General features: G+C 67.4%; 11 protein-coding genes. 2 read left to right on the top strand and 9 right to left on the bottom strand.

Translation table 11 applies throughout. The annotated features are described in order from the left end of the window. The 8 genes from gmk to fabD form a co-directional block, all read right to left on the bottom strand. A partial coding sequence (gmk, locus tag Q7T84_RS15150) for a guanylate kinase (RefSeq protein ID WP_304810447.1) occupies positions 1–484 on the bottom strand: 484 nt, incomplete at its 3' end. Positions 485–664: 180 nt separating this feature from the next. Beyond that, positions 665–1,546, bottom strand: a complete 882-nt coding sequence (locus Q7T84_RS15155; RefSeq protein ID WP_304810449.1) for a YicC/YloC family endoribonuclease — start codon at positions 1,544–1,546, stop codon at positions 665–667. Positions 1,547–1,727: 181 nt separating this feature from the next. Beyond that, a complete protein-coding gene (locus tag Q7T84_RS15160) occupies positions 1,728–2,798 on the bottom strand; it encodes a DUF2853 family protein (RefSeq protein WP_304810451.1) in 1,071 nt (356 codons plus the stop codon). Positions 2,799–2,960: 162 nt separating this feature from the next. Further along, positions 2,961–4,049 (bottom strand): endolytic transglycosylase MltG, encoded by a 1,089-nt coding sequence (gene mltG, locus Q7T84_RS15165; RefSeq protein ID WP_370653670.1) that lies wholly within the window; start codon positions 4,047–4,049, stop codon positions 2,961–2,963. Beyond that, on the bottom strand, positions 4,046–5,329 hold the full coding sequence (gene fabF, locus Q7T84_RS15170; protein WP_304810453.1) for a beta-ketoacyl-ACP synthase II: 1,284 nt from the start codon (positions 5,327–5,329) through the stop codon (positions 4,046–4,048). Before fabF ends, mltG begins: the two co-directional genes overlap by 4 nt. 85 nt (positions 5,330–5,414) lie before the next feature. Then, positions 5,415–5,654: an acyl carrier protein gene (locus tag Q7T84_RS15175; RefSeq protein ID WP_056019455.1), complete on the bottom strand. Its 240-nt coding sequence runs from the start codon at positions 5,652–5,654 to the stop codon at positions 5,415–5,417. Positions 5,655–5,792: 138 nt separating this feature from the next. Then, positions 5,793–6,533 carry a 3-oxoacyl-[acyl-carrier-protein] reductase gene (gene fabG / locus Q7T84_RS15180; RefSeq protein WP_304810455.1) on the bottom strand — a complete coding sequence of 247 codons (741 nt, stop codon included), beginning with the start codon at positions 6,531–6,533 and terminating at the stop codon, positions 5,793–5,795. A 1-nt stretch (position 6,534) separates the two neighbouring features. Continuing rightward, positions 6,535–7,479, bottom strand: coding sequence for an ACP S-malonyltransferase (gene fabD / locus Q7T84_RS15185; protein ID WP_304810457.1), 945 nt, complete (start codon positions 7,477–7,479; stop codon positions 6,535–6,537). Between the two features lie 94 nt (positions 7,480–7,573). On the opposite strand from fabD, the gene Q7T84_RS15190 reads away from it, so the two are divergent. Continuing rightward, positions 7,574–8,662 carry a zinc-binding dehydrogenase gene (locus Q7T84_RS15190; RefSeq protein WP_304810459.1) on the top strand — a complete coding sequence of 363 codons (1,089 nt, stop codon included), beginning with the start codon at positions 7,574–7,576 and terminating at the stop codon, positions 8,660–8,662. 31 nt (positions 8,663–8,693) lie between these two features. Further along, complete coding sequence (locus Q7T84_RS15195; protein ID WP_304810461.1) at positions 8,694–9,593, top strand: aminoglycoside phosphotransferase family protein; 900 nt, start codon at positions 8,694–8,696, stop codon at positions 9,591–9,593. Here Q7T84_RS15195 and Q7T84_RS15200 read toward each other — a convergent pair. Then, positions 9,590–10,678, bottom strand: a complete 1,089-nt coding sequence (locus Q7T84_RS15200) for a carotenoid 1,2-hydratase (RefSeq protein WP_304810463.1) — start codon at positions 10,676–10,678, stop codon at positions 9,590–9,592. The genes Q7T84_RS15195 and Q7T84_RS15200 overlap by 4 nt on opposite strands. Between the last annotated feature and the right edge of the window lie 156 nt (positions 10,679–10,834).

Genomic DNA, 10,834 nt, shown 5'->3' on the forward strand with positions numbered 1-10,834 from the left:
GAGCCAAGCGCTGGTTGATCACCTCTTCGCTGTCCTGGGCGCGCGCGTGCAGCCGGCGCGACAGGTCCTCCCAGGACGGCGGCAGGATGAACACCCCGACGCTGTCGTTGGGGGCCTTCTCGGTGATCTGCCCCGCGCCCTGCCAGTCGATATCGAACAGCTCGTCCTTGCCCTCTTCCAGGGCTGACCTCACCGCCGCCATCGGCGTGCCATAGAGGTTGCCGTTCACCTCGGCCCACTCCAGGAACCCACCCTTGGCGATCATCGCCTCGAAGGCCGGCCGGTCGACGAAGAAGTACTCGCGCCCCTCCTCCTCGCCGGGCCGCGCGGCCCGGGTGGTCCAGGAGATCGACAGCATCAGATCGGCATGGTCGGACACCAGCCGCCGCGACAGCGAGGTCTTGCCTGCGCCGGCGGGGCTGGAAACCAGCAGCAGCAGGCCGCGACGGATGGTTTCCCAGGGCTTGGCGTGTTCGTCAGTCATCAGAAGTCCTTCCCCCCTGGTGGGCGAAGGCGGACTTGCTGAGCAAGGCTCGATGAGGGGGCTCTCAGAACTCTCAATGTCATTTCCCAGCCGATCGGCGTCTATCACGGCGAGGGCGCGCAACCCTCATCCGCCCCCGCTAGCGCGGTGCCACCTTCTCCCGCAAGGGGGAAGGATATTCTACTCCACGTTCTGCACCTGCTCGCGGAACTGTTCGATGGTGGCCTTCAGGTCCAGCCCAACGGTCGTCATCGCGCCTAGCGCCGACTTCGAGCACAGGGTGTTGGCCTCGCGCATGAACTCTTGCGTCAGGAAATCCAGGCGGCGGCCCTGCGGCCCCTCGCCGACGATGTGCGCCCGGGCCGCGTCCACATGGGCTCGCAGCCGGTCCAGTTCCTCGCGGACGTCGGCCTTCACCGCCATGGCGGCGGCCTCGGTGACGATCTTGTCGGCCGGCGCGGCCTCCCCGATCAGTTCGGCCATCCGCCGCGCGAACCGGTCCTTGATCGTGGCGGGCTGTCCCTCGGCCAGATCGTGGGCCTGGGCGACCAGCATTTCGATTCGATCCACCAGCGCCACGAGCACGGAGGTCAGGGCCAAACCCTCTTCGCGCCGTGAAACCGCCAGGGCGTCCAGCGCCGCGTTGATCGACCGCGCCATGGCCGCCTCCAGGCTCGCCTGTGCTTCCGGATCATCCTCGGTGTCGACGACTTCCAGCACCCCGCGCAAGGCCAGCAAGCCGTCCAGGCTGGGCGGCCCGGCCCGGCCCGCGGCGATCAGCGGGGCGCCGAGCTCCAGATACCGGTCCAGCTGTTCCTGATTGACCCGTACCTGCACGCCGGCCTCGGCCTTCTTGGCCTGGACGCCCAGCGTCACCTGCCCGCGCGCGAAGCGGCTCTGCGCGCCTTCGCGCGCGGCCCGATCAAGCTGGTCGAAGCCCGGCGGCCCCCGGAACCGGATTTCCAGATTGCGTCCGTTCACCGAGCGGGCCTCGACCGCCCAGCTCCATTCCGCCGACGAAGCCTCAGCCCGGCCAAAGCCCGTCATCCCAGATAGTGGCATTGAAAACACCCCTGGGACCCACGCCCCTCGAAAGCCGCACCATTGACTGGCGCCAGCTTACACGCTGCGGAAACGGCCTGGCTACGTCACGCCCCGTTGCGCCCTCGCCTAGCGTCACGTCGGTTCGCGATGAGCGGCGAGTCGTCGCCTCGCGCAAGCCGTGGCGCCATGCAGTTCAGCCTTATCGCCGGCTGATCTCGACCCGACGAGCTTCGCTATCAGCGACACCGGCCAGGCCGCTTTCGACCGCCGTCGGCGCGACCATCTCGATATCGCCCGCCGGAACGCCCGCGGCGATCAGCCGGTCACGCACGGCGCTGGCGCGCTGCTTGGCCAGCGGCGCGTTGATCGCCAGATTGCCGGTCTGGTCCGTATAGCCGGTGACCGCGACCTTCAGGTTGTCCCGCTTGATCGCGGCGGCGGCCTCCTCGATGGCCCTGCCGTCGTCGCCGCCGACCGCCGCCGAGCCCAAGGCGAAGTGCACCACGGCCGGCAGTGCGATAACCGCCACCGCCGTTGTCGCGGGAGCCGGCGCGCTGGCGATCGCTGGCGGGGCCGTCGTCGGCGCCGCCTCGACCGGCGCGACCGCCGCCGCTGGCGGCGCGGTCTTCATCTCCGCGACAGGAGCCGTCGTCGTCGCGGTCTGGCGGCCCAGCAGGAACCAGACGAGCAAGGCCAGGGCGGCCAGACCAAGCAGCCACGGCAGCCAGCGCACCAACCCACCGCGTGCGGCGGGCGCAGCCGCCGCCGACCGCTCGGCGTAGACAGGAGCGGCTGGCGCAGGCCGCTCCTCGACCCGTTGCGGCCGGTCAGGGAAATCGGCCACTGTCGCCGAGGCGTCGGTGGATGCGTTGGCGACGGAGGCGGCGGCCGCGCCGACACCTAGGGCGCCTGCCCCCAGCGCCGCATTCCCAATCCCCGCCACGTCGGCGCCGCCGAACACCGACAGCTTCCTGAAGTGTTCGGCGAGCAGGTAGTAGACCGTGACCCGGTTCTTGGTCCGATCTTCCTTCATGCGCGTGCCGACTTCGGCGATCGCATCATCCAGCTCGGCGTCGCTATGGGTTAGGCCCAGTTTCTTCTTCAGATAGTTCTCGCGAACCCTGCCGACCTCCGCGGCGTCGCCGAACGACACGAGGGAGGAATCCCGATTTTGCAGGGCGATCCCGCAGTATCGGACGATCGCGTCGATCACCTTCAAATCGGCGTTCGGGACGTACTTCCTGACATCGATGGACCAATCTTCGGCCATAGGCCCGTCCTCCAATCCGCTTCGATGGGGTGTCGAACTCGGAGCACGGGCTGGCGCGCCAAATTCGGCTCTCACCACGGATAGGGCCATGGCCTTGCCCAGGCCCTAGGGCCATTTGCGGAGGGGACCTGGGAATTTACCGGAGGGATCTAGCGAGCGGGCCTAGCGATCGGCCTTTAGCTCGGCGGCCTTTTCCTGCAGCGCCTTGGCCTCGCGCTCCCGTTCGACCGACCGCCACTTGGCGACGTTCTTCAGGTGCTCCTCATAGGTCTGCGCGAAGACGTGGCCGCCGGTGCCGTCGGCGACGAAGAACAGGGCCTCGCTCTTCGGCGGATCGAGCACCGCCGCCAGCGCCGCGCGGCCCGGATTGGCGATTGGGGTCGGGGGCAGACGGTCGATCTGATAGGTGTTGAAGGGGTTCGGCACGGCCAGTTCGGAGGCGCGCAGGCCACGGCCCAGCGGCTTGCCGCCCGTCAGGCCGTAGATGATCGTCGGGTCGCTCTCCAGCCGCATGCCGGCCCGCAGACGGTTCACGAACACAGCCGCCACCTGCGGCCGTTCACTGGCGATGCCGGTTTCCTTCTCGACGATCGAAGCCAACGTCACGGCCTCCTGCGGCGTGGTGATCGGCAGGCCGGGCTGACGCTTGTCCCACAACAGCACCAGCAGTTCGTCGCGTGCGTCCATCATCCGCTTCAGCACGGCGGCGCGGTCTTCGCCGCGCTCGTATTGATAGGTCTCGGGCAGGATCGCGCCTTCGGGGGGGGCGGCCACGACGCCGCTCAGATCGGGCCGCGCCATCAGCAGTTCGACCGCCGCCTGGGAGGTCATGCCCTCGGGAATCGTGACCTGGTGGACCACGATCTTCCCGTCGCGGATGTCGCGCAGGATGCTGGCCATCGAGGCGCGGCTTTTGAATTCGTACTCGCCGGCCTTCAGGGACTTGGCCGCGCCGGTGATCTGAGCGGCGGCGGCGAACATCGCCTTGGAGCGGATCGCCCCGTCGCGTTCCAGGGTCGAGGCGATCTCAGTCAGGCCCGAGCCCTTGCGCAGCATGATGACGCGCGGCTCGCCGCCATCGGTGGCCGGACCCGGCCCCTGGTAGGACCACAGGCCCCAGGCTAGGACCAGGGCCACGACCACGGCCAAGGTGGCCGCGGCGCTGCCGAGCATGATGATCAGCCGGCGCATGGGCGACAGGCCCGCGGCGCGCCGGCCCTTGCCCTTGGCTTTGCGGGGCTTGCGGCTCACGTGACCTTCTTGAAGACCACGGAGGCGTTGGTGCCGCCGAACCCGAAACTGTTGGACAGCGCGATATCGATCCTCATCGGCTTGGCCTTGTTCGGAACCAGGTCGATCTCGGTGACGACCGATGGATTGTCGAGATTGATGGTCGGCGGGGCGATCTGGTCACGGATCGCCAGGATCGCGAAGGCCGATTCGATGGCCCCCGCCGCGCCCAACAAATGGCCTGTGGCCGACTTGGTGGACGACATGGTCATGCCCTTGGCGGCGTCGCCCAGCAGGCGGGTGACGGCGCCCAGTTCAATCTCGTCGCCGAGCGGCGTCGAGGTGCCGTGGGCGTTGATGTAATCGATTTCCGACGGCTCGATCCCAGCGTCCTTGATCGCCGCCTTCATGGCGCGGAAGCCGCCGTCGCCGTCCTCGGCCGGGGCGGTGATATGATAGGCGTCGCCCGCCAGACCGTAGCCGGCGACCTCGGCGTAGATCTTCGCGCCACGCGCCTTGGCGTGTTCGTACTCTTCCAGCACCAGCACGCCGGCGCCCTCCCCCATCACGAAGCCGTCGCGATCCTTGTCATAGGGGCGGCTGGCCTTCTGGGGGGTGTCGTTGAAGCCGGTCGACATCGCACGGCAGGCGATGAAGCCCGCGACGCCCACCGGACAGATGGCGGCTTCGGCGCCGCCGGCCACCATCACGTCGGCGTCCCCGTACTTGATCATCCGCGCGGCGTCGCCGATGGCGTGGGCGCCGGTCGCGCAGGCCGTCACCACGGAGTGGTTCGGACCCTTGAAGCCGTGGCGGATCGAGACCTGGCCCGAGGCGAGGTTGATCAGGGCCGAGGGGATGAAGAACGGGCTGACCCGGCGCGGACCCTTTTCATAGAGCTCGATCGAGGTCTTCTCGATGGTGGCCAGGCCACCGATGCCCGACCCGATAATGACCCCGGTGCGCTCCTTGTCCTCATCGGACTGGGGAACCCAGCCGGAATCCTTCACGGCCTCGTCGGCCGCGGCGATCGCATAGAGAATGAAGTCATCGACCCGGCGCTGGTCCTTGGGCGGCATGGTGTCGTCGGGATTAAATGAACCCGGGACATCTGGGCCGCCGCCGCCGCGTCCGTCGACACGGGGAATTTCGCAGGCCACCTGGCAGGCGTAGTCCGTGGGGTCGAAGGTGGTGATCCGCCCGGCGCCCGACTTGCCGGCCAGAACGGCTTGCCAGCTAAGCTCGGCGCCTTGGCCGAAAGGGGTGAGCAGACCGATACCGGTGACGACGACGCGACGCATGCGAGGGGGCCTCCAAAACGCAGACCGCCGCGAACTCCGAAGAGCTTCGCGGCGGTCGAATAGTCAATGAATTCCGTGGGTTGCCTTAGGCGCCCAGGCGCTCACCGATGAACTTCACCGCGTCGCCAACGGTTTGGATATGCTCCGCGGCGTCGTCGGGGATTTCGATATCAAATTCTTCTTCGAAGGCCATAACCAGTTCGACGTTGTCGAGGCTGTCAGCGCCCAGGTCGTCGATGAAGCTCGCCTTCTCGGTGACCTTCTCAGGATCGGCGTCGAGATGTTCGATGACGATCTTACGCACGCGCTCGAGGATGTCGGACATTCGCTTAAGTCCCTTTGTTTCTAAATCCATCTGCGACGGCTGACAGGATGTCAACCGTTGCAAACATACAGGTTGAGACGTTCGCCTCGCCGGTTCGGGCGGCGACGTAGCATGTTCGCTACGGCCACGCCAGCAGGCTCAGATCATGGCCATGCCGCCATTTACATGCAGGGTCTGCCCCGTCATGTAACCAGCTTCTTGGCTTGCCAGATAGACACAGGCTGCGGCCACGTCACTGCCCGAACCAAGGCGGCCCACCGGGATCGTGCTTAGGATTTGCGCCTTCTGCTGCTCATTCAGAGCCTCAGTCATCGGGCTCTCGATAAAGCCTGGCGCCACGCAATTCACAGTGATGCCACGGGTTGCGACCTCTTGGGCCAGGGCCTTGGAGAACCCGATCATGCCGGCCTTTGAGGCCGCATAGTTCGCCTGACCTGGGTTGCCCATCACGCCGACCACCGAGGTGATGCCGATGATTCGGCCCGAACGACGCTTCATCATGCCGCGCATGGCCGCACGGCTAAGGCGGAAGTAGCTCTCCAGATTGACCTTGATGACCGCGTCCCAGTCCTCGTCCTTCATCCGCATCAGCAGGCCGTCGCGGGTGATTCCCGCATTGGCGACCAGGATATCGAGGCCCGCGCCGGCGGCTTCCTCGGCGCGACCGATCAATCCATCCACAGATTCGGCGTCCGAGAGATTGGCCGCCACCGCCGAAGTGCGCTCACCCAGGGCCTGGGCCAGCTCCTGCAGGGCCGCCTCGCGGGTGCCAGACAGCACCACGTGGGCGCCAGCCGCATGCAGGGCCTTGGCGATCTCGCCGCCGATGCCACCGGTCGCGCCGGTGACCAAGGCCGTCTTTCCGGTCAGGTCGAACATGTCAGAGTCCCTTCGCGAAGGCTTCGAGGTCGGCAGGCGTATTGAGCGGGGTCGCCTCGGCGTCCGGGGCGATGCGCTTGGCCATGCCCGACAGCACCTTGCCGGCGCCTGCCTCGGCGAAGCGGGTCACACCGCCCTCGCCCGCCAGCCAGATCATGCTCTCGCGCCAACGCACGCGGCCCGTGACCTGCTCGACCAGCAGACGGCGGATCTCTTCCGGATCCAAGGTCGGGCGCGCGGTCACATTGGCCACCAGCGGCGCGCGCGGCGCCAGGATGGTCGCGCTGGCCAAGGCCTGCGCCATCTCATCGGCGGCGGGCTGCATCAGCGGGCAGTGGAACGGCGCCGAGACGTTCAGGGGAATGGCCCGAGCGCCAAGCTCCTTGGCCTTCTCGATGGCCAGATCGACCGCGGCCTTGTCGCCGGAGATCACCACGTTGCCGTTGTTGTTGTCGTTGGCGACGACGCAGACACCGGCGGCCGAACCGGCCTCGGCGGCGGCCTCAGCCAATGCCACGTCGCTCTTGGGACCGATCAGCGAGGCCATCGCGCCCGCACCCACCGGCACGGCGCGCTGCATGGCCTGGCCGCGCAGCTTCAGGAGCCGAGCCGTGTCGGCCAGGCTGATCGCGCCGGAGGCCGCCAGGGCCGAGTATTCGCCAAGCGAGTGACCAGCCACGAAGGCGGCCCGCTCGATCCCGATTCCGAACTCCTTCTCGAGAGTCCGGGTGACGGCCAGCGACACCGCCATCAGGGCCGGCTGGGCGTTTTCCGTCAGAGTCAGCTGGTCTTCCGGCCCTTCGCGCATCAGCGCGAACAGCTTCTGGCCCAAGGCGTCGTCGACCTCTTGGAACACCTCTCGAGCCGAAGCGAACGCCTCGGCGAGATCAGCGCCCATGCCGACAGCTTGGCTGCCCTGACCGGGGAAAATGAAGGCGAGGCTCATTGCGCGTCTCCCACGCACTTACGATTCCGAGCCGGGAGGGTTAGGGGATATGCCAAGCCCCGGCAAGGTGGGCGATCAGGAACGGGAGAGAGCAATGCGAGCGGTCATCCGGCGTGACAAGCAGTTGGTCTGTGACGAAATCGCGGATCTGAAGCCCGATCAAGGCCAAGTCCTGGTCCGGACGCTCGCTTGCGGTATCTGCGGCTCCGACCTGCACGCCCTGCATCACATGGAGCACATGATCGGCCTGACCAGCCGCGCCAACGGCGGCATGACCAACGGTTTCGACCCCACCGCCGACACCGTGTTCGGCCACGAGTTTTGCGCCGAGATTCTCGACCATGGCCCGGGCGCCCTGAAGACCTTGAAGGCCGGGACGCGAGTCGTCTCGATCCCCGCCACCCTCACTCCGGTCGGCGGCGTCGAAATGCTCGGCTTCTCGAACAACCTGCCCGGCGGCTTCGCCGAGCAGATGATCCTCTCCGAGGCGCTGTTGCTGGAGGTCCCCAACGGCCTACCGACCGACAAGGCCGCCCTGACGGAACCCTTCGCTGTCGGCGCCCACGCGGTCGCCAAGGCCAGGCTGGACGCCAACAGCGTCGCCCTAGTGGTCGGCTGCGGCCCGGTCGGCCTTGCCGTGATCGCCAGCCTCAAGGCGCGTGGCCATGGACCGGTCATCGCCGCCGACTATTCACCGCGCCGCCGCGCCGCCGCGGAGTTGATGGGCGCTGATGTCATCATCGACCCAGCCGTCGAGAGCCCACACGCACGCTGGGAGGGCTTCGGCGTTCCAACCGCGCGGGCGGCGCAGAACATGGTCCGCATGATGGGCGGATCGTTCGGTCGCCCTGTGGTCTTTGAATGCGTCGGTAAACCTGGCGTGGTCCAAAGCCTGATCGAGGCCTCGCCCGCCGGCGCCCAGATCGTCGTGGCCGGCGTCTGCATGGAAACCGACCGGATCGAGCCGGCCATCGCCATCACTAAGGAGATCGAGCTCACCTTCGTGTTCGGCTACACGCCCGAGGAGTTCGCCCAAACCCTGCACGACATCGCCCAAGGCGTGATCGACGTCAGCGGCGTCGTCACCGGCACGGTCGGCCTCGACGGCGTCGCCCAGGCCTTCAAGGACCTCGGAGATCCCGAAGCCCATGTGAAGATTCTGGTCCAACCGGACCTGCGCTGACGGCGTGCGCCGGCTCCACATACCGGAGATCGTGCGGACCAGGGCGGGCCTTCGCGGCGACGAAGGCCTCGCTTGGCTTGATGGGCTTCCGGCCCTGACCGCCAGCCTGGCCCAGGATTGGGATCTGGAGCTTGGCTCCGTCCTGGGTGGAGGCACGGACGCCCTGGTGATGACCTGTCGGACCCACGACCACCAAGAGGTCGTGTTGAAGGTCATGATGCCCCGGCTCACGCCGGGGAACGACCAGGTGCGAGCGCTGCAGGCCTTCGGCGGCCAAGGCTATGCAGCGGTGTACAGGCATGACGCGGGCCGCAACGCGATCCTGCTGGAGAAGCTCGGCCCTCAACTCGGCGAGCTGGGCCTGCCCGTGGCCCGCCAGATCGAGGTCATCTGCGCGACCCTGCGCGAGACCTGGCTGGCCAATCCGGACGGGGCAGGCTTCACCACCGGAGCGGAGAAAGCTGATAGCCTAGCGGACTTCATAGCCGAGCTCTGGCGACACTTCGAAGGCGTTTGCGCCCAACGGACAATCGATCAGGCCTACGACTTCGCAGACCTGCGTCGCAGGGCTTTCGATCCAGCGACCTGCGTGTTGGCCCACGGCGACGCCCACGCCGCCAACACGCTGACCACGCCTGGCGATGGAGCTCGTTTCAAGTTCATCGACCCGGACGGGCTGTTCATCGAGCGCGCCTACGACCTGGCGATCCCCATGCGTGAGTGGGGCGAGGAGCTGTTGGCCGGTGATCCGGTCCTGTTGGGTCGCCGCCGTTGCGAACAGTTGGCCGGGCTGACCGGAGTCGATCCTAGTGCCATATGGCAATGGGGTTTGATCGAACGGGTCTCCACGGGGTTGCTGCTCCACCAGCTTGGCCAAGAGCAGCTGGCCGGGGAGTTCCTGAGCGTGGCGGACGCGTGGGCCGCCGCCTAGAGTTTCATCGGGCTGACATAGCCGGTCAGCTCCAGATAGCCGCGGCCGCCCTCGGTCCTGACCGCCCCCTCCCAGTAGATCGGGCCTCCGGCCGCTCGGCTGTCGAGTTCCTGGTCGTCAAATAACGGCTTCAGGTTCCATCGGCGCTCGCCCTGAGGCAAGGCGATGGTCAGCGACCGCTCGACTGGATAGCGCCCGCCCGTGCGCGGCGAACGCCAGACCCGCTCGGCGCCGAAACGCACCATGTCAGGCGTGAAGCGCGTCACGCCGCCGCCAGCACTACGCAGCGATCCGCCCGCCCAGAGCGGCTTGCCCGCCGCGTCGCGCACCTGAAACGCCATCAGGGCGCCGCCGTCGTCGAGATTGAGCCCGACCCAGTCCCAGCCGACCGCCTTGGGATCCAGCAGGGTCGAGGACCACTCGCGGTCCAGCCATGCCGAACCCTTGACAGCGACGGGCTTTCCACTGCGCGTCACCGTCCCGGAAACCTTTAGCTGCGGGAGGCTATAGTAGTGGCTCGCCTGGCCGGGCTGCGGCCCCTTGCGGCTGTAGCCGCCCTCCCCCTGCAGCAGGATCGGCTGGGTCGGCTGGAAGCTCAGATCGAGCGTGAACGCCTTGCCGCCCGCCTTAGCCATGAAGCGTCCATCGGCCATCCGGCGGAAACGCCAGTCGTCGATGACGATATCGGCGTCAGCGGTCGCCGCCTCCGCCAGACCAAAGCCGGCCCGCGCCGCACGTTGATCGTGCAGCAGCTTGCCGACCTGGGGATCGGAAATGGCCGCGTGAGCAAACAGGATCTGCTTGGGCGCAAAGGCGCTGGGATTGCGTTGATCGACTGAAGGACGCGACCGAAAGAAGGTCACCTGAAAGCCGATCTGCTGGCCGTCGCCCGCGTCGAGCCAGCCGGTGACATACCACCACTCGGTCCTGAACTCCGGATGCGCGCCGTGGTCGGCCGGAAACGTCAAGGCGACGCCGGGGCGCACAGCTGGATAGGTTGGCAGCCGCGCATCAGATTTCGGTTGAGTGGCCGCCGGGCTGGCCAGGACCAGCAAGGCGCCAAGGATCGCCAGGAGCCGCGCCATCACCAATCCTCCCGCACTGCGCGGACAGCATCCGCCGACAGCGCCCGCCGCCCAGCCAGCAACGCCGTCCCCGCCGCCGACGCCACCAGGGCGAGCGCCACGCTCGCGAGCAACACCCACGGCAACTTGGTCTCCATGGTCCAGTGGAAGGACTGC

Source organism: Phenylobacterium sp. (assembly GCF_030654915.1).
Classification (GTDB): Bacteria; Pseudomonadota; Alphaproteobacteria; order Caulobacterales; family Caulobacteraceae; genus Phenylobacterium.